Origin of the sequence: Enterobacter sp. BRE11, assembly GCF_031844285.1 — a bacterium.
GTDB lineage: Bacteria > Pseudomonadota > Gammaproteobacteria > Enterobacterales > Enterobacteriaceae > Pantoea.
Map to the genome: position 1 here is coordinate 61,941 of NZ_JAUZUX010000020.1, position 23,955 is coordinate 85,895.

Annotated in this window: 23 protein-coding genes and 3 tRNA genes; 17 read left to right on the plus strand and 9 right to left on the minus strand. The window is 60.6% G+C overall.

The window, feature by feature from the left end:
* Window positions 1-81: 81 nt before the first annotated feature.
* Window positions 82-1,320 (plus strand): N-acetylmuramoyl-L-alanine amidase AmiC, encoded by a 1,239-nt coding sequence (gene amiC / locus Q9R34_RS18945; protein WP_434126867.1) that lies wholly within the window; start codon window positions 82-84, stop codon window positions 1,318-1,320.
* 82 nt (window positions 1,321-1,402) lie between these two features.
* On the opposite strand, the gene Q9R34_RS18950 is transcribed toward amiC, so the two are convergent.
* The 3 genes from Q9R34_RS18950 to Q9R34_RS18960 all read right to left on the minus strand — a co-directional run bounded on the left by Q9R34_RS18950 (window position 1,403) and on the right by Q9R34_RS18960 (window position 1,732).
* Window positions 1,403-1,479: transfer RNA gene (locus tag Q9R34_RS18950), tRNA-Met, on the minus strand.
* Window positions 1,480-1,528: 49 nt separating this feature from the next.
* Window positions 1,529-1,605, minus strand: a tRNA-Met gene (locus Q9R34_RS18955).
* Between the two features lie 50 nt (window positions 1,606-1,655).
* A tRNA-Met gene (locus Q9R34_RS18960) sits at window positions 1,656-1,732 on the minus strand.
* 206 nt (window positions 1,733-1,938) lie between these two features.
* On the opposite strand from Q9R34_RS18960, the gene mltA reads away from it, so the two are divergent.
* Together mltA and tcdA are read left to right on the plus strand one after the other, a co-directional pair.
* Window positions 1,939-3,090, plus strand: coding sequence for a murein transglycosylase A (gene mltA / locus Q9R34_RS18965; protein WP_485895713.1), 1,152 nt, complete (start codon window positions 1,939-1,941; stop codon window positions 3,088-3,090).
* Window positions 3,091-3,135: 45 nt separating this feature from the next.
* Window positions 3,136-3,939: a tRNA cyclic N6-threonylcarbamoyladenosine(37) synthase TcdA gene (tcdA, locus tag Q9R34_RS18970; RefSeq protein WP_485895714.1), complete on the plus strand. Its 804-nt coding sequence runs from the start codon at window positions 3,136-3,138 to the stop codon at window positions 3,937-3,939.
* Window positions 3,940-3,943: 4 nt separating this feature from the next.
* On the opposite strand, the gene csdE is transcribed toward tcdA, so the two are convergent.
* Entirely contained in the window at window positions 3,944-4,393 is a 450-nt protein-coding gene (gene csdE / locus Q9R34_RS18975; RefSeq protein ID WP_033752828.1) for a cysteine desulfurase sulfur acceptor subunit CsdE, read from the minus strand.
* The gene (gene csdA, locus Q9R34_RS18980) at window positions 4,390-5,604 is read right to left on the minus strand and encodes a cysteine desulfurase CsdA (RefSeq protein WP_485895717.1); all 1,215 of its coding nucleotides are present in this window, start codon (window positions 5,602-5,604) and stop codon (window positions 4,390-4,392) included. Before csdA ends, csdE begins: the two co-directional genes overlap by 4 nt.
* 196 nt (window positions 5,605-5,800) lie before the next feature.
* Between csdA and Q9R34_RS18985 the strand changes: the two genes are divergently transcribed.
* From Q9R34_RS18985 to rlmM, 4 genes are all read left to right on the plus strand, one after another.
* Entirely contained in the window at window positions 5,801-6,022 is a 222-nt protein-coding gene (locus Q9R34_RS18985; RefSeq protein WP_103795208.1) for a YgdI/YgdR family lipoprotein, read from the plus strand.
* Between the two features lie 351 nt (window positions 6,023-6,373).
* Window positions 6,374-7,291 (plus strand): transcriptional regulator GcvA, encoded by a 918-nt coding sequence (locus Q9R34_RS18990; RefSeq protein ID WP_434124122.1) that lies wholly within the window; start codon window positions 6,374-6,376, stop codon window positions 7,289-7,291.
* Between the two features lie 49 nt (window positions 7,292-7,340).
* Entirely contained in the window at window positions 7,341-7,736 is a 396-nt protein-coding gene (locus tag Q9R34_RS18995) for a DUF423 domain-containing protein (RefSeq protein WP_434124121.1), read from the plus strand.
* Window positions 7,729-8,829, plus strand: a complete 1,101-nt coding sequence (rlmM, locus tag Q9R34_RS19000) for a 23S rRNA (cytidine(2498)-2'-O)-methyltransferase RlmM (protein WP_434124120.1) — start codon at window positions 7,729-7,731, stop codon at window positions 8,827-8,829. The genes Q9R34_RS18995 and rlmM overlap by 8 nt, the downstream gene beginning before the upstream one ends.
* A 3-nt stretch (window positions 8,830-8,832) precedes the next feature.
* On the opposite strand, the gene xni is transcribed toward rlmM, so the two are convergent.
* The 3 genes from xni to queF form a co-directional block, all read right to left on the minus strand.
* Entirely contained in the window at window positions 8,833-9,609 is a 777-nt protein-coding gene (gene xni, locus Q9R34_RS19005; protein ID WP_434124119.1) for a flap endonuclease Xni, read from the minus strand.
* Between the two features lie 40 nt (window positions 9,610-9,649).
* Window positions 9,650-11,011 (minus strand): nucleotide 5'-monophosphate nucleosidase PpnN, encoded by a 1,362-nt coding sequence (ppnN, locus tag Q9R34_RS19010; RefSeq protein ID WP_033788704.1) that lies wholly within the window; start codon window positions 11,009-11,011, stop codon window positions 9,650-9,652.
* Window positions 11,012-11,180: 169 nt separating this feature from the next.
* A complete protein-coding gene (gene queF / locus Q9R34_RS19015; RefSeq protein ID WP_485895721.1) occupies window positions 11,181-12,026 on the minus strand; it encodes an NADPH-dependent 7-cyano-7-deazaguanine reductase QueF in 846 nt (281 codons plus the stop codon).
* A gap of 62 nt (window positions 12,027-12,088) precedes the next feature.
* On the opposite strand from queF, the gene syd reads away from it, so the two are divergent.
* From syd to Q9R34_RS19035, 4 genes are all read left to right on the plus strand, one after another.
* Window positions 12,089-12,658, plus strand: coding sequence for a SecY-interacting protein (gene syd, locus Q9R34_RS19020; RefSeq protein ID WP_485895722.1), 570 nt, complete (start codon window positions 12,089-12,091; stop codon window positions 12,656-12,658).
* A gap of 569 nt (window positions 12,659-13,227) precedes the next feature.
* Complete coding sequence (locus tag Q9R34_RS19025; protein ID WP_485895724.1) at window positions 13,228-13,551, plus strand: YqcC family protein; 324 nt, start codon at window positions 13,228-13,230, stop codon at window positions 13,549-13,551.
* Window positions 13,551-14,327 carry a tRNA pseudouridine(65) synthase TruC gene (truC, locus tag Q9R34_RS19030; protein ID WP_485895726.1) on the plus strand — a complete coding sequence of 259 codons (777 nt, stop codon included), beginning with the start codon at window positions 13,551-13,553 and terminating at the stop codon, window positions 14,325-14,327. Before Q9R34_RS19025 ends, truC begins: the two co-directional genes overlap by 1 nt.
* Window positions 14,328-14,338: 11 nt before the next feature.
* Complete coding sequence (locus tag Q9R34_RS19035; protein ID WP_434124114.1) at window positions 14,339-14,785, plus strand: flavodoxin; 447 nt, start codon at window positions 14,339-14,341, stop codon at window positions 14,783-14,785.
* A 38-nt stretch (window positions 14,786-14,823) separates the two neighbouring features.
* Here Q9R34_RS19035 and garD read toward each other — a convergent pair whose 3' ends face one another.
* Window positions 14,824-16,383, minus strand: a complete 1,560-nt coding sequence (garD, locus tag Q9R34_RS19040; protein ID WP_485895728.1) for a galactarate dehydratase — start codon at window positions 16,381-16,383, stop codon at window positions 14,824-14,826.
* 556 nt (window positions 16,384-16,939) lie between these two features.
* On the opposite strand from garD, the gene Q9R34_RS19045 reads away from it, so the two are divergent.
* The 6 genes from Q9R34_RS19045 (at window position 16,940) to Q9R34_RS19070 (ending at window position 23,927) form a co-directional block, all read left to right on the plus strand.
* Complete coding sequence (locus tag Q9R34_RS19045; RefSeq protein WP_485895730.1) at window positions 16,940-18,286, plus strand: MFS transporter; 1,347 nt, start codon at window positions 16,940-16,942, stop codon at window positions 18,284-18,286.
* 9 nt (window positions 18,287-18,295) lie between these two features.
* On the plus strand, window positions 18,296-19,642 hold the full coding sequence (locus tag Q9R34_RS19050; RefSeq protein ID WP_485895732.1) for an enolase C-terminal domain-like protein: 1,347 nt from the start codon (window positions 18,296-18,298) through the stop codon (window positions 19,640-19,642).
* Between the two features lie 10 nt (window positions 19,643-19,652).
* Window positions 19,653-20,984: a glucarate dehydratase gene (gudD, locus tag Q9R34_RS19055; protein ID WP_485895734.1), complete on the plus strand. Its 1,332-nt coding sequence runs from the start codon at window positions 19,653-19,655 to the stop codon at window positions 20,982-20,984.
* A 45-nt stretch (window positions 20,985-21,029) separates the two neighbouring features.
* Window positions 21,030-21,800: a 2-dehydro-3-deoxyglucarate aldolase gene (gene garL, locus Q9R34_RS19060; protein WP_434124133.1), complete on the plus strand. Its 771-nt coding sequence runs from the start codon at window positions 21,030-21,032 to the stop codon at window positions 21,798-21,800.
* A gap of 19 nt (window positions 21,801-21,819) precedes the next feature.
* Window positions 21,820-22,704, plus strand: coding sequence for a 2-hydroxy-3-oxopropionate reductase (garR, locus tag Q9R34_RS19065; RefSeq protein ID WP_485895736.1), 885 nt, complete (start codon window positions 21,820-21,822; stop codon window positions 22,702-22,704).
* Between the two features lie 80 nt (window positions 22,705-22,784).
* Window positions 22,785-23,927, plus strand: coding sequence for a glycerate kinase (locus tag Q9R34_RS19070; RefSeq protein WP_434124107.1), 1,143 nt, complete (start codon window positions 22,785-22,787; stop codon window positions 23,925-23,927).
* The last annotated feature ends 28 nt before the right edge of the window (window positions 23,928-23,955 follow it).

A 23,955-nucleotide genomic window follows, 5' to 3' on the forward strand; every position in this document is an offset into this window, starting at 1 on the left:
CGCCAAAGGGATGGGCTAAAGTTTTCAGCGCCGTTTATTAAAGTGGCGCTTTTTTAGACAGAACAGAGCAGCTGGAGCGGCATGTCAGAATCAAATCCCCTCATTTCCCGCAGAAGGCTCCTGCAGGGAACCGGCGCATTATTGCTGCTGAGCGTCAGCCGCACAGGGCTGGCGGCAAAAAATCATATCGTTGCGGTACGCATCTGGCCATCTTCTACCTATTCGCGTATGACGCTGGAGTCCAGCGTGCCGCTTCACTATAAGCAGTTCGCGCTTTCGCATCCGGATCGGCTGGTTATCGATATCGAAAATATGCATCTTAATCCGGTGCTGAAGGGCGTCGACAAGCTGGTGCGCGTCAACGATCCTTTTATCAAAAACGCACGGGTCGGGCAGTTCGACGCCAGTACCGTGCGCATCGTGCTGGAGCTGAAGCGCAACGTCGCGCCGAAAACCTTTACCCTGGCGCCGGTGGCCGGCATCAAACACCGGCTGGTGGTGGATCTTTATCCGAGCCAGGATACCGCTGAAGACGATCCGCTGCTGGCGCTGCTCAAGGATTACAACCAGGGCGATCTGGGGCGCAGCGAACCGGCATCCGCGCCGCTGCCCGGCAAGGCGGGGCGCGATCGGCCGCTGATCGTGATGATCGATCCCGGGCACGGCGGCGAAGATCCCGGCGCGCACGGCAAATATAAAACGCGTGAAAAGGATATCGTGCTGAAGATGGGGCGGCGGCTCAAGGCGCTGATCGACAAAGAGCCGAATATGAAGGCCTATATGACGCGCAACGAGGATGTATTCATTCCGCTGCGGGTGCGGGTGGCCAAAGCGCGCAAGCAGCGCGCCGATCTCTTTGTTTCGATACACGCCGACGCCTTTACCAGCCGTAGCGCGCGCGGCTCCTCAGTGTTCGCGCTCTCCACCAAAGGTGCCACTTCGGCGGCGGCGCGTTTCCTGGCGCAAACGCAGAATGAATCGGATCTTATCGGCGGCGTCAGCAAGAGCGGCGATCGCTATCTTGACCACACCATGTTCGATATGGTGCAGCGCCAGACCATCCATGACAGCCTTAACTTCGGTAAAGAGGTGCTGCATCGCATGGGGCGCATCAACCATCTGCACAAGCGCACCGTCGATCAGGCGGGCTTTGCGGTGCTAAAGGCGCCGGATATTCCGTCGATACTGGTGGAGACGGCGTTTATCAGCAACGTGGCGGAGGAGCGCAAGCTACGCACCAGCCGCTATCAGCAGCAGGTGGCGGAAGCGATTTTCCATGGCATAAAGGCTTACTTCGACAACGTCGGGGCGCGACGCTAAGGCGAGGAGAGGGGATGGCGCAGGCCGTCCCGCTTTTCAGAGAGCACAAAAACAAAAAGCACCCTTTCAGGTGCTTAAATGTTGGTTGCGGGAGCCGGATTTGAACCGACGACCTTCGGGTTATGAGCCCGACGAGCTACCAGGCTGCTCCATCCCGCGTCCGTAGTGCGCATTGCCTCTTTTTCACATTGTCTCTTCAAAGAAGAGTTGGTTGCGGGAGCCGGATTTGAACCGACGACCTTCGGGTTATGAGCCCGACGAGCTACCAGGCTGCTCCATCCCGCGTCCGTAGTGCGCATTGCGTCTTTTTCACATTGTCTCTTCAAAAGAAGAGTTGGTTGCGGGAGCCGGATTTGAACCGACGACCTTCGGGTTATGAGCCCGACGAGCTACCAGGCTGCTCCATCCCGCGTCCGTGGATGCGCACTATACCGCCTGGCGCTGATGATGCAACCCCTTTTTAGCGCAGAGCGTCAAATTAGCGTGCGTTTGCTGAATATTTTCTCCATCTGGCTAATTATCGCACAGCCGTGTGCGCGGAAGGGGCAGGCGGATTTCAATCTGGCAGGCGCTTTGCTATCGTCGCGGGGCGAACACTGATGAATAAAAGAGATGGCGATGAATAAAGGACACTGGGCGAAGTACGCACTTACTGGTGCAATGTTTGCGCTGCTGGCGGGTTGTAGCTCGAAGCCGACCGATCGCGGGCAGCAATATAAAGACGGCAAGCTGGAACAGCCGCTGGCGCTGGTTAAGCAGCCTAATGCCAAAGGCCGACCGGTGAATGGCCGAGATTTCGGCGAGCAGGTGCGGCAAATCCAGTCCGCCTCGTCTGCCCTGTATGGACGCCACACCGGCACCTACAGCGCTATCGAGAGCTGGCTGATGGCGGGTGCCGATACGCGCCAGCTGCGCCAGTTCGGCCTCAACGCCTTCCAGATGGAGGGCACCGACAACTACGGCAACGTGCAGTTTACCGGCTACTACACGCCGGTGGTGCAGGCGCGCTATACGCGCCAGGGCGAATTCCAGTACCCCATCTACCGCATGCCGCCGCGCAAGCGCGGCGCAAAATTGCCGAGCCGCGCCTCTATCTATAGCGGCGCGCTGGACGAACGCTACGTCATCGGCTGGAGCAATTCGCTGATTGATAACTTTATTATGGACGTGCAGGGCAGCGGCTACGTCGACTACGGCGACGGCCGTCCGATGACCTTCTTCGGCTACGGCGGCAAAAATGGCTGGGCCTATCACAGCATCGGCAAAGAGCTGATCGATCGCGGCGAGGTGAAGCGCGAGGATATGTCGATGCAGGCGATTCGCGACTGGGCGGCGTCGCACTCTGAGCAGGAGGTGCGCGCGCTGCTGGAAACCAACCCGTCGTTCGTCTTCTTCAAGCCGGAACCTTACACGCCGGTGCGCGGCGCCAGCGCGGTGCCGCTGGTGGCGAAGGCCTCTGTGGCGTCGGACCGCTCGCTGATCCCGGCGGGAACCGCGCTGCTGGCGGAAGTGCCGCAGCTGAACGAAAAGGGCAAGTTCAACGGTAAGTATGAGATGCGCCTGATGGTGGCGCTGGACGTCGGCGGGGCCATTAAGGGCCAGCACTTTGACATCTATCAGGGCATCGGGCCCGACGCGGCGCACCTGGCGGGCTTCTATAACCACTACGGCCGCGTCTGGGTGCTAAAGGCGGCGCCAGGCGCCGGGCAGCCGCTGTTCAGCAACCCGCAAAACGGCGATAATGGCTCTCTGTTACTGGGTTCAAACTGATTACTCGGCGGGCCGCGCGGCCCGCATGAGGCGACAAGGTTAATTATGAGTGTGGTTAACGACGCCTGGCGTCAGCGTTTTGGCGGCACGGCACGTCTTTATGGGCAGGATGCGCTGTCGCGTTTCGCCGCGGCGCACTTCTGCGTGATCGGCATCGGCGGCGTCGGCTCCTGGGCGGCGGAAGCGCTGGTGCGCACCGGCATCGGCAAAATTACCCTGATCGATATGGATGATGTCTGCATCACCAATACCAACCGGCAGATCCACGCGCTGAACGGCAACGTCGGCAGGGCGAAAACCGAGGTGATGGCTGAGCGCCTGCGCGCCATCAATCCCGACTGCGAGGTGATCTGCATCGACGACTTTATCACGCCGGACAACACCGCCGAGTTGATGGCGGCGGGCTACGACTACGTGATTGACGCCATCGACAGCGTACGTCCGAAGGCGGCGCTGATTGCCTGGTGCCGCCGCAACAAGATCCCGCTGATCACCACCGGCGGCGCGGGCGGCCAGATCGATCCGACCCAGATCCAGGTGGCCGATCTGGCGAAGACGATTCAGGATCCGCTGGCGGCTAAGCTGCGCGAGCGGCTGAAGACGCTCGGCGTGGTAAAAAACAGCAAAGGCAAGCTGGGCATCGACTGCGTCTTCTCGACCGAAGCGCTGATGTATCCGCAGCCGGACGGCAGCGTCTGCGCCGCGCGCAGCACTGCTGAAGGGCCGAAAAGAATGGATTGCGAAGCGGGATTCGGCGCGGCCACCATGGTGACCGCCACCTTCGGCTTTGTCGCCGTTTCCCATGCGCTGAAGAAGTTTCTGGCGCGCGCGGCGCGTCAGGCGGCGTAGAACCTCAGGCGCGCGCCGCGCGCGCGGCCTGATGTACCGCCTCCGCCAGCGCTTTCAGTCCGCTGCTGCGCGAGGCGCTGAGCTGGGCGCGCAGCCCCAGTTCATCAAACAGCTGTAGCGGATCGTCCGCCAGCAGCGCCTGCGGCGTTTTTCCCTCCACGGCGGTCAGCAGCACCGCCAGCAGACCACGCACGATGCGGCCTTCGCTGTCGCCGTAGAAATGCAGCGTGCCGTCATGACGCAGCTGGCTGCCGAGCCAGACGCGGTTTTCGCAGCCGGTCAGCTCAATGTCGGCCGTTTTCAGCGCCTCCGGCAGCGCAGGCAGCTGGCGGCTGAGCTGGATAAGCTGGCGATAGCGATCCTCCCACTGCTGAAAATGGGCGAACTTCTCTTTCAGGCCGTCCAGGGTAATCAGATCGCCAAACGGGTGCGGGCCAGTCAGAGCCTGACTCATGCTTCCTCCTCAGAGAGCAGATCGAGTGCGGTGTAGACGGCGCGCGTCAGCGCGTCGACATCCTGTAAATTATTATAGGGCGCGAAAGAGACGCGCAGCGTGCCGCTGACCCCCAGCGCCGCCATCAGCGGCTGCGCGCAGTGCTGGCCAGCGCGCAGCGCAATGCCCTGTTCCGCCAGCAGCGTAACGATGTCGCTGTGGTGCACGCCCTCGAAATCAAACGCCAGCACGCTCGTGCGGCCCGCACGGTAGCTGCGGAAACCGGGAAACTCACCCAGCTGCTCCTCAGCCAGGCTGGCAAGCTGCTGGCTCCACATCTCCGCTTTCAGCCGGTCGTGCTGCTCAAACCAGCTTAGCGCGGCGCTCAGTCCCACTACGCCCGCCACGTTCGGCGTGCCGGCCTCGAAGCGCCAGGGCACGGGCTGCGGCGTGAAGCCGTTAAAATCGACATGGGTCAGCATCTTACCGCCGCCTTGCCACGGCGACATCTCCTCCAGCAGCTCGGCTTTACCATAGAGCGCACCGATGCCGGTCGGGCCGTAGATTTTATGGGCGGAGAAGGCGTAAAAGTCGATATCGAGCGCCTGCACGTCGGTTGGGCAGTGCGCCACGCCCTGGGCGCCATCAACCATCACTTTCGCGCCGACGCCGTGCGCCAGCGCGATCGCCTGCGCCAGATCCGGACAGCCGCCGGTGACGTTGGACATCTGGCCGATGGCCAGCAGCCGGGTGCGCGCATTAAGCAGCGACGGCAGCAGCGCCATATCTGGCAATCGATCGGCGCCGACAGGCCACTTCACCACCTTCGCGCCGCGCGCCTGCGCCGCCATCAGCCAGGGCACCAGGTTGGCGTGATGCTCCGCCTCGCTCACCATGATTTCGTCGCCAGCCTTCAGCCGCGGTAATAGCCAGCCGTTGGCGACCAGATTAATCGCCTCCGTGGTGCCGCGCGTCCAGACAATCTGGTGGTCGTGGGCCGCATTCAGCAGGTGCGCCACCTGATGCCGCGCCTGTTCATAGCGCTCGGTAAGCTGACGCGCCGCGCCGTACTGGCTGCGATGCACGGTGCCGCCGCTCAGGCTGTAAAACTGTTGCGTGGTATCAATCACCACCTGCGGCTTGAGCGTCGTGGCGGCGCTGTCGAGATAAACACCGGCGTCGTTCAGCGCGGGAAACTGCTGGCGGAAAGCGGTGGGGTTGAATGCGGTCATGCTTTGTCTCGTCATACAAATAATCAGGGCCAGATCAAAAGCCTGGCCTTCTCCTGGCAAAGCTGTAAAAGCGCGTTATGCTGATTAATGCAAGGTTTAAACCAAAACCCGCACAAGGAGCAACCTTCTTTAGTCGATTTGACTAGGGTTAGCCAACGCGGGCGGTTTGATGCAATCATCTACAAGGAGATAGAAAATGAAAAAACTTTCAGCAGTGCTTGCTGTCTGCGCTATGGCTTTTACACTGGCCGCGTGTTCAAGCAATTATGTTATGCATACTAACGATGGTCGCACCATTGTCTCAGAAGGCAAGCCTTCGGTAGACAGTGATACCGGTATGATCAGCTATAAAGACGCTAACGGCAATAAGCAGCAGATTAACCGCGCCGACGTCAAAGAGATGGTTGAGATGCAGTAAGCGCTTCGGCGGCGGCTGCAGGCAAAAAAAAAGCACCGCAGTTTGCGGTGCTATTCAAAATCACTATGGACAGACAGGGTAAATCTACAGGAATTAAAAGCTTGATCTGCAAGCGTCAGATCAAAATGCAAACACAACATCACGACCACAAGCCAAAAGCTTCCCGGAAATCTGCGAACTCACTCACAAATCCTGAAATCTTTTCGTTCCGGCTCAGGAAGTGCGGCAACTATAGGTATTTGCTGGAGCTTCCTCAACGGACAATTTATAATGCCTCGGATTACTAAAACTAATATGTGACCGCTTTTTATAAGCGCACCTATATTACCCCCGATCCGAGCACGGAAAACCATGTCGAAACGCCTTCCTCCTCTTAATGCACTCCGCGTGTTTGACGCTGCGGCGCGCCATCTCAGCTTTACCAAAGCCGCCGAAGAGCTGTTTGTCACCCAGGCCGCCGTCAGCCATCAGATAAAATCGCTGGAAGATTTTCTGGGACTTAAGCTGTTTCGCCGGAGGAATCGTTCGCTGCTGCTGACGGAAGAGGGGCAAAGCTACTATCTCGATATCAAAGAGATTTTCACCGCGCTTAACGACGCGACGCGCAAACTTCAGGCGCGTAGCGCAAAAGGCGCCTTAACCGTCAGCCTGCTGCCCAGCTTCGCCATTCAGTGGCTGGTGCCGCGACTCTCCAGCTTTAATATGGCTTATCCGGGCATCGATGTGCGTATTCAGGCGGTCGACCGCGATGAAGAGAAGCTGGCCGACGACGTCGACGTAGCGATTTTCTACGGCCGCGGCAACTGGCCAGGACTGCGCGTGGAAAAACTGTACGCCGAATATCTGCTGCCGGTCTGTTCGCCCGCGCTGATGACCGGCGACAATCCGTTGAAAACGCCAATGGATCTGTCACGCTTCACGCTGCTGCATGACGCTTCGCGGCGCGACTGGCAATCTTATATTCGGCAGCTAGGCTTGCAGCATATCAACGTTCAGCAGGGGCCCATTTTTAGCCACAGCGCCATGGTGCTGCAGGCCGCGATCCACGGCCAGGGCGTGGCGCTGGCGAACAACGTGATGGCGCAGAGCGAAATCGAAGCTGGCCGATTGATCTGTCCGTTTAACGACGTGCTGGTGAGCAAAAATGCTTTTTATCTGGTTTGTCATGACAGTCAGGCAGAACTGGGTAAAATAGCCGCCTTTCGACAGTGGATCATCGCGAAAGCCGCCAGCGAACAAGAAAAATTCCGCTTTCGCTACGAACACTAACTAATTGTTTCTGTAGCCTGATGTACAGATGCACCTTGAGGATAGTCCGATGTCCAGCCGTGCCATGTTTATTTTTGCCGCCATCAGCGGGTTTTTGCTGGTGGCGTTTGGCGCTTTTGGCGCCCACGTTTTAAGCCGTTCTCTGGGGCCGACCGAAATGGCCTGGATCCATACCGGACTCGAGTATCAGGCGTACCATACGCTGGCGGTCATTGGCCTGGGCGCCGCGATGCTGCGCCGCGCCAATCTCTGGTTTTACTGGAGCAGCGCCTTTCTTGCCCTCGGCGTCGTGCTGTTCAGCGGCAGCCTCTACTCTCTGGCGCTGTCGCATCTGAAGTTTTGGGTTTTTGTTACGCCGGTCGGCGGCCTCTTTTTCCTGGTCGGCTGGTTTCTGATGTTGATTGGCGCACTGCGTCTTAAACGAAAGGCAGATCGCCATGAATAAAGTTTTACTCTATTGCCGTCCAGGGTTTGAAAAAGAGTGCGCCGCGGAAATCGCCGCCTGCGCCGCCGAGCGTGAAATCTACGGTTTCCCGCGGGTAAAAGAGAACAGCGGCTATGTGCTGTTCGAATGCTATCAGCACGAAGACGCCGATCGCCTGGCGCACGATCTGCCTTTTGATACGCTGATCTTCGCCCGCCAGATGCTGGTGGTCGGCGAGCTGCTGAAAGATCTGCCGCCGGACGATCGTATCGCGCCGATTGTCGGCATGCTGACCGGCGTAGTGGAGAAGGGCGGCGAACTGCGCGTCGAGGTACCCGATACTAACGAAGCGAAAGAGCTGACGAAGTTTTGCCGCAAGTTTACCGTGCCGCTGCGCGCCAGCCTGCGCGACGCGGGGATCCTGCTTAACTACGAAAGCCCGAAGCGCCCGGTGGTGCACGTCTTCTTTATCGCGCCAGGTGCCTGTTACGTCGGCTACTCTGTGGTCGGCAACAACTCGCCGTTCTATATGGGCATTCCACGCCTGAAGTTTCCGGCCGATGCGCCGAGCCGATCCACCCTGAAGCTGGAAGAGGCGTTTCATGTCTTTATTCCCGCCGACGAGTGGGATGAGCGCCTGGCGGGCGGCATGCGTGCGGTCGATCTTGGCGCCTGTCCCGGCGGCTGGACCTACCAGCTGGTGAAGCGCAGCATGTGGGTTGACGCTGTGGATAACGGCCCGATGGCGCCGAGCCTGATGGATACCGGGCAGGTCACCCACTGCCGCGAAGACGGCTTTAAGTTTCGCCCGACGCGCAACAACAATGACTGGCTGGTGTGCGATATGGTCGAGAAGCCGGTGCGCGTCGCTAGCCTGATGACGGAATGGCTGGTCAACGGCTGGTGCCGCGAGGCGATTTTTAACCTTAAGCTGCCGATGAAAAAGCGCTATGAAGAGGTGACGCAGAACCTGGCGATGATTGACGAGGCGCTGAAGGCGCAGGGCATCAACGCGCAGATTCGTGCCCGCCAGCTCTACCATGACCGCGAAGAGGTCACGGTGCATATTCGCCGCATCTGGGGCGCCATACCGGGCCGCCGCGACGAACGTTAAGCGTCAGGCCGGGCGCTGCGGCGCCTGGCCTTCGTAGCGCAGCGTTTTCAGATTCCCCTGCAGCACTAAATCCTGCTTCAGCATCGCAACCTGTCGGCTGATAAAGGCAGACTCACGTCCGGCCTCCAGCTTCGCGCGCCACTTCTCCGGCACCTCATGAAGCTGCGCATAGATCGCCTCCAGCGAACCAAACGTTTGCAGCAGCGTTTTTGCGCTTTTCGGTCCGATGCCCGCCACGCCGGGGATCTTGCTGCTGCTGATGCCGCACAGCCCCCAGTAATCAGGCAGCCGCTGCGGTGCAACGCCGAACGCATTTTCGATAAAAGGCAGATCCAGCCAGCGCTTTTGAAAGTAGTCGCGGATGCGGATCTGCGGCGCCAGCAGCTGACAGTAGCCTTTGTCGGTAGAGACGATGGTCGCCTGATGGCCCGCCTGCGCCATTTTTACCGCCAGCGTAGCGGCCAGGTCGTCCGCTTCATCCGCTTCGGCGATCCAGCAGCTGACGCCGAGGTGGCGGAACGCCTCCTGCAGCGCGGGCAGTTCGGCATGCAGATCCTCCGGCATCGGCGGTCGGCCGCTTTTATAGTCCGGCAGCAGCTGATGCCGCCAGCCCTGGTGACGCTGTTCGCTGTCGAATACCGCCACGACGTGGGTTGGCTGCGTATGCCCCAGAAGCTGGCGCAGCGCCGCGACGCAACCCTCGGCGCAGGGCGATCCCTGTACTGCGTGCAGACGACGTATCAGATTGAGCGCGTCCACAATAAGAAGGTGAAATGACATAAGCTAAACGGCAGCCCGGCAAGGCTGCCTTCCTTGCGGTTTATTTAATGATTTCGTAGCAGGGGATGTAGGCGGTGCCCGGCAGCTTCATGCGGTGCTGAGCGACGAAGCCCTGCAGCAGCTCATCCATGCGGCGCATAATGTCCGGCTCGCCGTGCAGCTTATAAGGTCCCTTTTCGCGGATTTCCCGTATACCGATCTCTTTCACGTTTCCGGCGACGATGCCGGAGAAGGCGCGACGCAGATCTGCCGCCAGCTGCTCCGCCGGCTGGCTGGTGTAGAGATTGAGGTTGGCCATATTTTCATGCGTTGGCAGAAACGGCTTCTGCAGATCGGGCGAGATGCGAATTGACCAGTTGAAGCTGTAGGCGTCGCCGGTTTCGCGGCGATACTCCTTCACCTGCGGCATCGCTTTCTTCATCAGGCGCGCCACTTCGGCGGCGTCGTCGATAATGATCTTATAGTGACGACGGGCCGCTTCGCCCAGCGTGTTGACGATAAAGTCGTCCAGCACGTGGAAGTAGTCGGCGCTCTCCTGCGGGCCGGTCAGGATCAGCGGCAGTACCTGCTCGTGGTTCTGCGGATTCATCATAATGCCCAGCAGGTAGAGCAGCTCTTCCGCCGTGCCCACGCCGCCCGGGAAAATAATGATGCCGTGCGCGATGCGCACAAAGGCTTCCAGGCGTTTTTCGATATCCGGCATGATGATAAGTTCGTTCACCAGCGGATTCGGCGGCTCTGCGGCGATAATCGACGGCTCGGTCAGGCCGATAAAGCGGCTGTCGCGATAGCGCTGCTGCGCATGGCCTACCGCGGCGCCTTTCATTGGCGCCTCCATCACGCCCGGCCCGCAGCCGGTGCAGATATTCAGCTCGCGCAGGCCCAGCTGGGTGCCGACGTTGCGGCAGTACTGGTACTCTACCGCGTTAATGGAGTGGCCGCCCCAGCAGACAACGGTATTCGGGTATTCCCCAATATGCAGCGCGCGAGCGTTGCGCAGGATAGAGAAAACCTGGTTAGTGATATGCGCCGAATCATCCGGTGGCGCCTCTTCCATGCCGGCGATCGTCAGCTGGCCGTTCACAAACAGAATATCGCGCAGCACGGCAAACAGGTTGGCCTGCAGCGAACGAATAATACGTCCGTCGACAAACGCCTCTTCCGGCGGATTGATCAGTTCCAGCTTAACGCCGCGTTCACGGCGCAGCACGTTGATGTCGAAATTTTCAAAGCGGGAAAGCAGTTCGTGGCTGCTGTCGGTCTGGCTGCCTGAATTCAGGACGGCAAGAGAACAGTTGCGAAACAGCTGGTAAAGGTCGCTGCTCGCCGTGCGCTTGAGCATGTCCACTTCCAGCTGAGAGAGCAGATCCATCGAGCCAAGAGGGCTGATATGCGTAATCAAATGAACTCCGTTACACCCGCCTGGGTGACTAATGACACCGCCGTTGCGGTGGCGAAAATCCCTGGTCGGCGATCCTCCGATCGCCGCCTCAACCAGAGTGCCTTGTCGACCCTCAATGCTCAAGGGGAACGCAACCTTTGACGCGCAGGCTGCGAGAGGCCTCGCAAAGCTACTGACGCGTCAGACGGGAATATCCCGGCGTAAAAGGCACGTTGCTGCGCCACGGATTGATATCCAGACCGCCGCGGCGCGTGTAGCGCGCATAGACGGTAAGCTGCTGCGGCTGGCAGAAGCGCATCAGATCGTTAAAGATGCGCTCCACGCACTGCTCGTGGAACTCATTGTGCTGGCGGAAGGAGATCAGGTAGCGCAGCAGGGCTTCGCGGTCGATGCGCGGGCCTTTGTAGCGGATCATCACCGAACCCCAGTCGGGCTGGTTGGTGATCAAACAGTTGGATTTCAGCAGATGGCTGACCAGCGTCTCTTCCACGACGTCGCCGCCCGCCGCACCGGCAAGGTAGTCGGCATTGAAGCTGTAGTCCGTGATGGCGATATCCTGCTCGTCGATGCAGTAACCGCTAAACTGCCCGATGGGCTGGCCCTCGATTTCGCTCAGGCGGAACAGCGCGACGCTGGCCTCGCCCTGCGCGCAGGCGCTAAGGTCGCGCTCGAGCGTCTGGCGCACGTCGCCCCAGTTATCGAAGCGCGTCTGGTTAAAGCTGTTAAGGTAGAGCTTAAAACTTTTCGACTCGATAAGATGTTCGCTGGTGGCGTTCAGCACCACTTCGCCCAGCGCCACCTGCGGCACGCCCTTGCTGTTAAGCCAGGAGAGTTCGTAAAGCGTCCAGATATCCGCGCCGGTAAAGGGCAGCGAATCGGATGTAAGCCCCAGCGGCGTGCGGTTCAGGCTGCGCGGCACCGCCTGAAGCAGGCTGGGATCGTACCGATCGTGGTAGGCTGTAGGTTTGCCCAGGGTCAGGCTGCTCAGCGCCTGATCCTTTTCATATAAAGACATAGCGGTTACCCGTGATACAAAACAAAGTGGATAAGTGTAACCCATCAGACGTGAGAAAAAGAGTGATGCAACAGACCATGGATGCCCTGCGCGAATTTACCGCCCGCTACTGCGACGCCTGGCAACAGCGCACCGGCCACGCGCCCGCCAGCCAGGCACTTTATGGCGTGCCGTCGCCCTGTATTATCGCCACCCAGGCTGATGAGATATGGTGGCAGCCGCAGCCCTTTACCCTACCCACCACGCTGGAGGCGGTAGAGCGCGCGCTGGAGATCACGCTTCAGGAGGATATTGCCGCTTTTTATACCGCGCAGTTTGCGGGCGACATGGCGGCGCGCTTTGCGCACCTTGAGCTGTCGCTGCTGCAGGTCTGGAGCGAAGAGGATTTTTTGCGGCTGCAGGAGAATCTGATCGGGCATCTGATCATGAAGCGCCGCCTGAAACAGACGCCGACGCTCTTTATCGCCGCCACTGAATCGGAGCAGGAGATCGTCTCGATTTGCAATCTGACCGGCGAGGTCATTCTTGAACAACCCGGCACCAAAAAACGTGAAATTCTGGCGGAAAATGCTCAGACGTTTCTTAAGAATTTACAGGTGGTTATACCGGGCTTTGCAGATAATCGCCAGTGAAATTGTGAGATATCTCTTACATGTAGTGTGAGAGATTGGCATTATTCTCAAGAGGCGTCCAGAAGTCTGTAATGTAAAAATATTGTGAATCATTGACTTAATGGCATTACTCCTAAATTTGGTCTATAAACATATAAAGTAACGCTGTTTAGTACCTTGTTTATTCAGCGCCCTCTGCCAGAATAGTCAGCAGTTGGCAGGAAGCCAGAGGATTGAAGATAGCGTCAGGATACGTCATGCCAGGAGGCGGGACCGTAACGGAGTTTACGTCACACGGAAGGCTTCAGGATGAAGCAGGATACTCAGGAGAGAGTCAGGGACACCTCCAGGAAGGAGAATGAGAGCCGCACATGATGCGCGGTGGGCCTGGAAGCTAAAGGAGTTGTCAGGACGATAAGCGCAGGATGGCGTACAGGAAAAGTTGTCACGGATGAGGCAGGGAGCATCTAAGTAGCGGGAAAGCTGCAAACGAACCGGGAGCACTGTTTTAACAGTGCTCCCTTTTTTTGCGCCCGTGTCTGGCGGTGGTATGCTTGCGGCCCGAATTTACCGCTCGCTGGAGGTGACCTATGACCCCTTTACTGTTACAACGGCTGGAGCAGCTTGAAGCGCTGCTGCGCGATCACCATCACTGGCAGGAAACGCCCCCGTCCGCCAGCGCGCTCGCCAGCAGCCAGCCTTTCTGTCTCGACACGCTGGAGCCGCTCGAATGGCTCCAGTGGGTGCTTATTCCGCGTATGCGGGCACTTGTCGCCGCGCAGCAGCCGCTGCCGCAAAATTTCGCTGTCGCCCCCTATTTTGAAGTCGCGCTGCCCGCCACCACGCCGGGTCATGCGCCAATTTTGCATAGCCTGACCCAGCTCGACGCGCTGTTTATGGACGACCCCGCCTGATGCTGGAGATTATCTATCAGGATGAATGGCTGGTGGCGGTCAATAAACCTGCCGGCTGGCTGGTGCATCGCAGCTGGCTGGATCGCAAAGAGAAGGTGGTGGTGATGCAGACCGTGCGCGACCAGATCGGCCAGCACGTCTTTACCGCGCATCGGCTTGATCGCCCAACCTCCGGCGTGTTGTTGATGGGCCTCTCCAGCGAAGTCGGGCGCCTGCTGTCGCAGCAGTTCGAGCAGCATCAGATGCGGAAAACCTACCACGCGGTGACGCGCGGCTGGCTGCAGGAGAGCGGCACGCTCGACTATCCGCTGGTGGAAGAGCTGGACAAGATCGCCGATAAGTTCGCTACGGAAGCGCGTGCGCCGCAGCCGGCGGTGACCGACTATCAGGCGCTGGCCTGGGCGGAAATGCCAGTAGCGATTGGCCGCTATCCCAGCGCGCGCTACAGCCTGATGCAGCTCTCGCCGCACACGGGCCGCAAGCATCAGCTGCGCCGCCATATGGCGCATCTGCGCCACCCTATTATCGGCGACACCACCCACGGCGATCTGCGGCAAAATCGCGGCGCGGCGCAGCATTTCGGCGCCGACCGCCTGATGCTGCACGCCAGCAGCCTGGCGCTGACGCACCCGGTAACCGGCGAACCGCTGGTGATCCGCGCCGGGCTGGATGCGGTCTGGCAGCGGCTGGCCAGCGAGTTCGGCTGGCAGGCGGCGTTCGCCGCCGCAGGGCTTGAGTTTGCGGTCGCGGCAGGCGAGGATAGCACCTCAGCTTAAGGAGCAGGCACATGGCGAAGATTGGCATTTTTGTAGGTACGGTATACGGTAACGCGCTGCTGGTGGCGGAAGAGGCGCAGCCTGTTTTACAGGCGCAGGGGCACGAGGTTGCGCTCTATGACGATCCGACCCTCGCGCAGTGGCAGGCGTACGGCGGCGACGTCGCGCTGGTGATCACCTCGACCACCGGCCAGGGCAATTTCCCCGACAACATCGCTGCGCTTTATCACGACGTGAAAGATAAGCTGGGCTATCAGCCGACGCTGCGTTACGGCGTCATCGCGCTCGGCGACAGCAGCTACGATCATTTTTGCGGGGCGGGTAAAAGCTTTGACGCGCTGTTGCAGGAGCAGGGCGCGCAGCGCGTCGGCGAAGTGCTGCTGGTGGACGCAACCGAAGATCCTGAGCCGGAGACGGTCACCTCACCCTGGGTCGAGGCCTGGGGAAAAGCGCTGTGAGTTAATCGCGCGCTGCCGCCGCGCAGCGCGCGCCTTTATCAGGTCACCGGCGCCGGATTAAATACCGCCAGCTGATTGCGAATACCCCAGCGGTCCGACCAGGTTTGCTGGCGGCCACTGGCGATATCCAGTATCAGGTGGAAAAGCCGCCAGCCGACCTGCTCGATAGTCTCCTCGCCCGTAGCGATAGTGCCGGCGTTGATATCCATCAGGTCGTGCCAGCGATCGGCCAGCGCGTTGCGCGTCGCCATCTTGATCACCGGAATGGCCGCCAGACCGTAAGGCGTGCCGCGCCCGGTGGTAAAGACCTGCAGCGTAATGCCCGACGCCATCTGCTGGGTGCCGCAGACAAAATCGCTGGCGGGCGTGGCGGCGTAGATCAGCCCGCGCCGCGTCGGGCGCTGACCCGGCGACAGCACCTCGACAATGGCGCTGCGGCCCGACTTGGCGATCGATCCCAGCGCTTTTTCCACCACGTTCGCCAGTCCGCCCTTTTTATTGCCGGGCGAAGGGTTGGCGCTGCGGTCGGTCTGGCCCTGGTCGAGATAGTCGTCATACCACGCCATCTCTTCCAGCAGTCGCTTGCCCACCTCTTCATTAATGGCGCGCGGCGTCAGCAGATGGATCGCGTCGCGCACTTCGGTCACTTCCGAAAACATCACCGTTGCGCCGCAGCGCACCAGCAGATCGGAGGCGAAGCCCACGGCGGGATTGGCGGTCACGCCGGAAAAGGCGTCGCTGCCGCCGCACTGCGTGCCGACAATCAGCGCGGAGGCGGGGCAGGTTTCGCGCTGGCGGCGGTTGAGGCGCTCAAGATGTTTTTTCGCCACGCTGAGGATCTCTTGCACCATCGCGCCGAAGCCGATATGGCGCTCATCCTGCAAGCGCACAATGTCGCTATCGTCCAGCGAGATCGGCTGCACATCGCTGGTGCCGGTCAGCAGACGCTCGGGCTGTAGCTTCTCGCAGCCGAGGCTCACCACCATGATTTCGCCGCCGAAGTTGGCGTTCAGCGCCAGGTTATGAATGGTGCGGATCGGCACCACCGCCGCCGGCGCGTTAATCGCCACGCCGCAGCCGTAAAGGTGGTTGAGCGCCACGACGCCATCGACGTTCGGATAGTTCGGCAGCAGATCGCGCTCGATAATCTGCACCACATGGTCCACCACGCCCGCCACGCAGTGCACGCTGGTGGTAATGCCGAGCAGGTTACGCGTGCCGACGCTGCCATCCGCGTTGCGGTAGCCTTCAAAGGTGTAGCCTTCCAGCGGCGGCATCTCGGGCGGCACGTTAGTCGCCAGCGGCAGGCTGGCGAGCGGTGGCGCTTCGGGCAGCGCCACCAGCGACTCGTCGATCCAGCCGCCTTGCGCGATATCACGCAGCGCATAGCCGATCACTTCGCCATAGCGGAAAATGGCCGCGCCCTGCGGAATCGCGGCGAGCGCCACTTTATGCCCCTGCGGCACATGCTCCGTCAGCGTCAGCCCGTCGGGAAAGGTCGTGCCTGCTGGCAGCCCCTGGTTGTTGACCACGATAGCGACATTGTCATCTTCATGGACTTTGATATAAAGCGGCGGCTCATTGAGAATTCGGTTCATCGCTCACCTTCCAGTCATGCATACGCGAGTCATTAATAAAGTGCCTTTGCTGGCCGGGTCAGCGGCCCGGCGCGCCGTACGTGGCGGCGCGTTATCGTTTCTGATGTCGCACATCGGATTTGCCAGCCTTAGTATATGAATGCAGGTTGCCCGCCGCATTGTGCAACTGTCCGCTATTTTCCTCCATTTACGCTGCTTTTTAGTTCTCTTATCCAAAAGCAAGTGAAGAGTCTCACAAAGGCGTCGACCTTTGCTCAATTAATCGCCATTTCAGACGGGAAAAACCGGGTTCCGTGAGGCGCGCCGCAGTCGACTGTGCAACTGCCAGATAATGCGTGCATTCGGGCCGTTATTGTCAGGCGTTCTTCCAGTGCCTCCGCCTTTTGTCATTCCTATACTGGCTTTCGTTATACGACGTTAGGTTATTCGTCACGACGCACTATCGGTTTGCCCCTATAAAAAATCGCCGTGTTTAACCCGACTTCTCTCTGATACCCAACGCGATGTGTATGCAGTCAGAGCGAATGTAGCAAACGCTATATTTCAGGAGTGCATCATGAATAGTTACAGCCAGACGGCGGAAGCGGTGCAGAAGCGCACCAACGCCCGCTACTGGATCGTGGTGATGTTGTTTATCGTCACCTCGTTCAACTACGGCGACCGCGCCACCATTTCCATCGCCGGTTCCGCCATGTCGAAAGATATCGGCCTCGACGCGGTTGGACTGGGCTACATCTTCTCGGCGTTCTCGTGGGCCTATGTTATCGGCCAGATCCCAGGCGGCTGGCTGCTGGACCGCTTTGGATCAAAACGCGTCTACTTCTGGAGTATCTTCCTCTGGTCGCTTTTTACTCTGCTGCAGGGCTTCGTCGATATCTTCAGCGGCTTCGGCATTATCGTTTCGCTGTTTCTGCTGCGCTTTATGGTCGGCCTGGCTGAAGCGCCGTCGTTCCCGGGCAACAGCCGTATCGTCGCGGCCTGGTTCCCGGCGCAGGAGCGCGGCACCGCGGTGGCAATTTTCAACTCCGCGCAGTATTTCGCCACGGTAATTTTTGCGCCGATCATGGGCTGGCTGGTGGCCGAGGTGGGCTGGGCGCACGTGTTCTGGTTTATGGGCGGCCTCGGCATCATTCTCAGCTTTGTCTGGCTGAAAGTGATCCACGATCCCAACGACCATCCTGGCGTGAATAAAGCTGAGCTGGAGTATATGGAGCAGGGCGGCGCGCTGATCAATATGGATGCGAAAAAGGCGCAGCAAAAAGTGAGCTGGGATGAGAAGTGGTTCCAGATCAAGCAGCTGCTCTCCTCGCGCATGATGCTGGGCATCTATCTTGGCCAGTACTGCGTTAACGCGCTCACCTACTTCTTTATCACCTGGTTCCCGGTCTATCTGGTGCAGGCGCGCGGCATGTCGATCCTGAAAGCGGGGATGATCGCCTCGATTCCGGCGGTGTGCGGCTTCCTCGGCGGCGTGCTGGGCGGCGTCATCTCCGATTACCTGATGCGTAAAACCGGTTCGCTCAACATCGCGCGCAAAACGCCTATCGTGCTCGGCATGCTGCTCTCCATCAGCATGGTGATGTGCAACTACAGCGACACCGAATGGGTGGTGGTGTTCTTTATGGCGCTCGCCTTCTTCGGCAAAGGCATCGGCGCGCTGGGCTGGGCGGTGATGGCGGATACCGCGCCGAAAGAGATCAGCGGCCTGAGCGGCGGCCTGTTTAATATGTTCGGCAACTTTTCCGGCATCGTCACGCCGATCGCGATCGGCTACATCATCGCCACCAGCGGTTCGTTTGAAGGCGCGCTGATCTATGTCGGCATCCATGCGTTCGTCGCCGCGTTCAGCTTCCTGGTGATTGCGGGCGATATCAAACGTATCGAACTGAAACCGCGGACATAAGGAGGGAATATGTCTACGCAAAGCTCTCCGGTGATTACCCGCATGCAGGTGATCCCGGTCGCCGGATACGACAGCATGCTGCTGAATATCGGCGGCGCGCACAACGCCTGCTTTACCCGCAATATTGTGGTGCTGACCGACAGCGCCGGGCATACCGGCGTCGGCGAAGCGCCGGGCGGCGACACCATCTACCAGACGCTGGTCGAGGCGATCCCGCAGGTCGAGGGCCAGCAGGTGGCGCGCATGAACCGGCTGGTGCAGCAGGTGCACAAAGGCAACCAGTCGGCCGATTTCGACACCTTCGGCAAAGGCGCCTGGACCTTTGAGCTGCGCGTCAACGCGGTCGCCGCGCTGGAGGCGGCGCTGCTCGACCTGCTCGGCCAGTGCCTCGGCGTGCCGGTGGCGGAGCTGCTCGGTCCCGGCCAGCAGCGCGACGAGGTGACGGTGCTGGGCTATCTCTTCTATATCGGCGACCGCCGCAAAACCGATCTGCCCTACCAGAGCGGCGAGAACGGCGACCACGACTGGTATCGCCTGCGCCATCAGGAGGCGCTGACGCCCGACGCGGTGGTGCGTCTGGCGGAGGCGGCGCAGGACAAATATGGCTTTAAGGATTTCAAACTCAAAGGCGGCGTGCTGCCGGGCGAGCAGGAGATTGCCTCCGCGGCGGCGCTGAAGCGGCGTTTTCCAGACGCGCGCATTACCGTCGATCCCAACGGCGCATGGACGCTGGACGAGGCGATCCGCCTCTGCAAAGGCATGGGCGAGGTGCTGACCTACGCGGAGGATCCGTGCGGCGCCGAGCAGGGCTATTCCGGCCGCGAGGTGATGGCGGAGTTCCGCCGCGCCACCGGGCTGCCGGTCGCCACCAATATGATCGCCACCAACTGGCGCGAGATGAACCACGCGGTGATGCTCAACGCGGTCGATATTCCGCTGGCCGATCCGCACTTCTGGACGCTGAGCGGCGCGGTGCGCGTGGCGCAGCTCTGCGACGAGTGGGGGCTCACCTGGGGTTGCCACTCCAATAACCACTTCGATATTTCGCTGGCGATGTTTACCCACGTTGGCGCAGCCGCGCCGGGCAATCCGACCGCGCTCGATACCCACTGGATCTGGCAGGAGGGCGACCAGCGCCTGACCAAAGAGCCGCTGCAGATCCGCAACGGCAAAATCGCCGTGCCTGACGCGCCGGGGCTCGGCGTCGAGCTGGACTGGGATCGGCTGCGCCAGGCCAACGACCTCTTTAAATCGCTGCCGGCGGGCGCGCGTAACGACGCCACCGCCATGCAGTATCTGATTCCCGGTTGGACGTTCGACCGTAAGCGCCCGGCATTCGGCCGCGCCACAGCGTAAGGAGCAGGAGATGAGTTCGACACCGAAAGTCACAGCAATGCAGGTTATTCCGGTCGCCGGATATGACAGCATGTTGCTCAACCTGAGCGGCGCGCACGCGCCTTTTTTCACCCGCAATATTGTGATTATCAAAGATAACGCGGGCCACACCGGCGTCGGCGAAATCCCCGGCGGCGAGAAAATCCGCCAGACGCTGGAGGATGCGGCGGCGCTGGTGATCGGCAAAACGGTTGGCGAGTACAAAAACGTACTCAGCCTGGTGCGCAGCACCTTCGCCGACCGCGATTCGTCGGGACGCGGCAGCCAGACTTTTGACCTGCGCACCACCATTCACGTGGTCACCGGCATTGAGGCGGCGCTGCTCGATCTGCTGGGCCAGCATCTGCAGGTCAACGTCGCTACGCTGCTGGGCGACGGGCAGCAGCGCGACCGCGTCGAGATGCTCGGCTACCTGTTTTACGTCGGCGATCGTAAAAAGACCGCGCTGCCCTACCAGAGCCAGGAAGATGAGGCCTGCGACTGGTATCGCCTGCGCCACGAAGAGGCGCTGACGCCGGACGCGGTGGTGCGGCTGGCCGAGGCGGCGTATGACAAGTACGGCTTTAACGACTTCAAGCTCAAGGGCGGCGTGCTGCGCGGCGGCGAAGAGGCGGAGGCGGTGACCGCGCTGGCGAAGCGCTTTCCAGAGGCACGCATTACGCTCGATCCCAACGGCGCCTGGTCGCTCAACGAGGCGATCCTGCTCGGCAAGCAGCTGAAAGGGGTGCTGGCCTATGCGGAAGATCCGTGCGGCGCCGAGCAGGGCTATTCCGGCCGCGAGGTGATGGCGGAGTTCCGCCGCGCCACCGGCCTGCCGACCGCCACCAATATGATCGCCACCGACTGGCGGCAGATGGGCCATACGCTGTCGCTGCAGTCGGTCGATATTCCGCTGGCCGACCCGCACTTCTGGACCATGCAGGGCTCGGTGCGCGTGGCGCAGATGTGCCACGACTTCGGCCTGACCTGGGGCTCGCACTCCAACAACCACTTCGACGTCTCGCTGGCGATGTTCACCCACGTCGCCGCCGCCGCGCCAGGCGCCATTACCGCCATCGACACCCACTGGATCTGGCAGGAGGGCAACCAGCGCCTGACCAGAGAGCCGCTGCAGATCAAAGGCGGCATGGTGCAGGTGCCGCAGAAGCCGGGGCTGGGCGTCGAGCTGGATATGGATCAGGTGATGCAGGCCAACGCGCTTTATCAAAAACATGGGCTGGGCGCGCGCGACGATGCGCAGGCGATGCAGTTTCTGGTACCGAACTGGACCTTCGACAATAAACGTCCCTGTCTGGTGCGCTAACTTTTAGGCTCCCTGCGGGGAGCAGTTGTAACGGGAGAAGAGATGATGAGTAACACAGCCTGGCCGAACGCATTTCGCCGTCGTCTGCTGGCAGGAGAAACCCTGATCGGCAGCTGGTGCGCGCTGGCGAACCCTGTCACCACTGAAGTGCTCGGCCTGGCCGGTTTCGACTGGCTGGTGCTGGACGGCGAACATGCGCCCAACGACATTACCACCTTCGTGCCGCAGCTGATGGCGCTCAAGGGTAGCGTCAGCGCGCCGGTGGTGCGTCCGCCCTGCAACGAACCGGTGATCATCAAGCGCCTGCTGGATATCGGTTTCTACAACTTCCTGATCCCATTTGTGGAAACGGAAGAGGAGGCGCTGCGCGCCGTGGCCTCGACCCGCTATCCACCCGCTGGCATTCGCGGCGTCTCGGTGTCGCACCGCAGCAATATGTACGGCACGCTGCCCGACTACAACGCCACGGTGAACGACAACATCACGGTGCTGGTGCAGATTGAAACCCAGCAGGCGGTCGACAATATCGACGCCATCGCCGCGGTAGAGGGCGTCGACGGCATCTTCGTCGGGCCAGGCGATCTCTCCGCCGCGCTCGGCTATCTCGGCCAGCCTGCGCACCCTGAGGTGCTGAAGGTGATTAAGCATGTCTTCGAGCGCGCCAGAGCGGCGGGCAAGCCGAGCGGCATCCTCGCGCCGGTCGAAGCCGACGCGCGCCGCTATCTCGAATGGGGCGCCAGCTTCGTGGCGGTGGGCAGCGACTTAGGGGTCTTCCGCAACGCGACGCAGGCGCTGTGCGACAAATTTAAGAAGTAACTGACGAAGGGGAAAGGCAATGAAAATTGGATTTATCGGCCTCGGCATTATGGGCAAACCGATGAGTAAAAACCTGGTGAAAGCCGGTTATTCTCTGGTGGTGCGCGATCACAACGCCAGCAACGAAGCGGAACTGACCGCGCTGGGCGCCACCGTGGCGACATCGCCGAAAGAGGTAGCGGAACAGGTTGACGTGGTGATCACCATGGTGCCCAACTCGCCGCAGGTGAAAGAGGTTTGCCTGGGCGAAAACGGCATCATCGACGGCGCGAAGCCAGGCCTGATCGTCATTGATATGAGTTCTATCGCGCCGCTCGCCAGTCGCGAGGTGCATGACGCGCTGGCGGAGAAGGGCATTAAAATGCTCGATGCGCCGGTGAGCGGCGGCGAGCCGAAAGCGATCGAAGGCACGCTTTCCGTGATGGTGGGCGGCGACAAAGCGGTCTTCGATCGCTGCTACGAGATCATGAAGGCGATGGCGGGATCGGTGGTGCACACCGGCGATATCGGCGCGGGCAACGTCACCAAGCTGGCGAACCAGGTGATTGTGGCGCTCAATATCGCGGCGATGTCGGAAGCGCTGTCGCTGGCGACTAAGGCGGGCGTTAATCCCGAGCTGGTCCATCAGGCGATCCGCGGCGGGCTGGCGGGCAGCACCGTGCTCGACGCTAAAGCGCCGATGGTGCTGGATCGCAACTTCAAGCCGGGCTTCCGCATCGACCTGCATATTAAGGATCTGGCCAACGCGCTTGATACCTCGCACGGCATCGGCGCCCATCTGCCGCTCACCGCCGCAGTGATGGAGATGATGCAGGCGTTGCGCAACGACGGCCAGGGCAACGCCGACCATAGCGCGCTTGCCTGCTATTATGAAAAATTAGCCAAGGTTGAGATAACCCGTTAACGCGTCGCAGCGGCCGGCGCGGCCGCTGCACTGCGCCATCACGGATGATGAACCGTCTATCAACAGCGCCTGGATTGCCTATGAAAATCGTAATCGCACCGGATTCATACAAAGAGAGTTTATCCGCCTCAGGGGTGGCAACCGCGATTGAGGCGGGCTTCCGCGAGATTTTTCCTGACGCCACCTACGTGAAGATACCGGTTGCCGACGGCGGCGAAGGCACGGTTGAGGCGATGGTGGCGGCGACGGCAGGGAGCATCGTCAACCTGCGCGTCACCGGACCGCTCGGCGCGCCGGTCGACGCCTTCTACGGCCTCTCCGGCGACGCGCGCACCGCCTTTATCGAAATGGCGGCCGCCAGTGGGCTGGAGCTGGTGCCCGCCGCGCAGCGCAATCCTCTCACCACCACCTCGTTCGGCACCGGCGAGCTGATCAAGAGCGCGCTGGACAAGGGGGTCGGGCATATCATTATCGGCATCGGCGGCAGCGCCACCAACGACGGCGGCGCGGGCATGATGCAGGCGCTGGGCGCGCGGCTGCTGGATGCGCAGCAGAACGATATCGGCTTCGGCGGCGGCGCGCTGCCTTTACTGGCAAAAATTGATATTAGCGGGCTGGACGCGCGCGTGCGGCAGTGCCGTTTCGAAGTGGCGTGTGACGTCACTAACCCGCTGACCGGCCGCGACGGTGCGTCAGCTATCTTCGGCCCGCAGAAAGGCGCGACGCCGCAGCTCGTCGAGCAGCTGGACAGCGCGCTGGCGCACTATGCGGCGATTATTCAGCGCGATCTCGATATCGACGTGCTGCATATTCCCGGCGGCGGCGCGGCGGGCGGCATGGGCGCGGCGCTGCACGCCTTCTGCCAGGCGGATTTGCGGCGCGGCATTGAAATCGTCACCGAGGCGCTCGGGCTGGCGGAGCAGGTCAAAGACGCTTCGCTGGTGATCACCGGCGAAGGGCGTATCGACAGCCAGAGCATCAACGGCAAGGTGCCGATTGGCGTGGCGCAGGTGGCGAAGCAGTTTAATAAGCCGGTGATCGGCATTGCCGGCAGCCTGACGGCGGATGTCGGCGTGGTGCATCAGCACGGTCTGGACGCGGTATTCAGCGTGCTTTACAGCATCTGTACGCTGGAGGAGGCGCTGACGAATGCCGAGACCAATCTGCGGCTGGCGGCGCGCAATATCGCCGCGACGCTGAAGATCGGCGGCGCGATGCGGTAGAAATACGGCCTTCAGGCTAATGCTTGTC

Bases quoted from the DNA above. Each gene is read 5' to 3' on its own strand.
- amiC (WP_434126867.1), top strand. From the start codon at position 82: ATGTCAGAATCAAATCCCCTCATTTCCCGCAGAAGGCTCCTGCAGGGA.
- mltA (WP_485895713.1), top strand. From the start codon at position 1,939: ATGAATAAAGGACACTGGGCGAAGTACGCACTTACTGGTGCAATGTTT.
- tcdA (WP_485895714.1), top strand. From the start codon at position 3,136: ATGAGTGTGGTTAACGACGCCTGGCGTCAGCGTTTTGGCGGCACGGCA.
- csdE (WP_033752828.1), bottom strand. From the start codon at position 4,393: ATGAGTCAGGCTCTGACTGGCCCGCACCCGTTTGGCGATCTGATTACC.
- csdA (WP_485895717.1), bottom strand. From the start codon at position 5,604: ATGACCGCATTCAACCCCACCGCTTTCCGCCAGCAGTTTCCCGCGCTG.
- Q9R34_RS18985 (WP_103795208.1), top strand. From the start codon at position 5,801: ATGAAAAAACTTTCAGCAGTGCTTGCTGTCTGCGCTATGGCTTTTACA.
- Q9R34_RS18990 (WP_434124122.1), top strand. From the start codon at position 6,374: ATGTCGAAACGCCTTCCTCCTCTTAATGCACTCCGCGTGTTTGACGCT.
- Q9R34_RS18995 (WP_434124121.1), top strand. From the start codon at position 7,341: ATGTCCAGCCGTGCCATGTTTATTTTTGCCGCCATCAGCGGGTTTTTG.
- rlmM (WP_434124120.1), top strand. From the start codon at position 7,729: ATGAATAAAGTTTTACTCTATTGCCGTCCAGGGTTTGAAAAAGAGTGC.
- xni (WP_434124119.1), bottom strand. From the start codon at position 9,609: ATGTCATTTCACCTTCTTATTGTGGACGCGCTCAATCTGATACGTCGT.
- queF (WP_485895721.1), bottom strand. From the start codon at position 12,026: ATGTCTTTATATGAAAAGGATCAGGCGCTGAGCAGCCTGACCCTGGGC.
- Q9R34_RS19025 (WP_485895724.1), top strand. From the start codon at position 13,228: ATGACCCCTTTACTGTTACAACGGCTGGAGCAGCTTGAAGCGCTGCTG.
- truC (WP_485895726.1), top strand. From the start codon at position 13,551: ATGCTGGAGATTATCTATCAGGATGAATGGCTGGTGGCGGTCAATAAA.
- Q9R34_RS19035 (WP_434124114.1), top strand. From the start codon at position 14,339: ATGGCGAAGATTGGCATTTTTGTAGGTACGGTATACGGTAACGCGCTG.
- garD (WP_485895728.1), bottom strand. From the start codon at position 16,383: ATGAACCGAATTCTCAATGAGCCGCCGCTTTATATCAAAGTCCATGAA.
- Q9R34_RS19045 (WP_485895730.1), top strand. From the start codon at position 16,940: ATGAATAGTTACAGCCAGACGGCGGAAGCGGTGCAGAAGCGCACCAAC.
- Q9R34_RS19050 (WP_485895732.1), top strand. From the start codon at position 18,296: ATGTCTACGCAAAGCTCTCCGGTGATTACCCGCATGCAGGTGATCCCG.
- gudD (WP_485895734.1), top strand. From the start codon at position 19,653: ATGAGTTCGACACCGAAAGTCACAGCAATGCAGGTTATTCCGGTCGCC.
- garL (WP_434124133.1), top strand. From the start codon at position 21,030: ATGAGTAACACAGCCTGGCCGAACGCATTTCGCCGTCGTCTGCTGGCA.
- garR (WP_485895736.1), top strand. From the start codon at position 21,820: ATGAAAATTGGATTTATCGGCCTCGGCATTATGGGCAAACCGATGAGT.
- Q9R34_RS19070 (WP_434124107.1), top strand. From the start codon at position 22,785: ATGAAAATCGTAATCGCACCGGATTCATACAAAGAGAGTTTATCCGCC.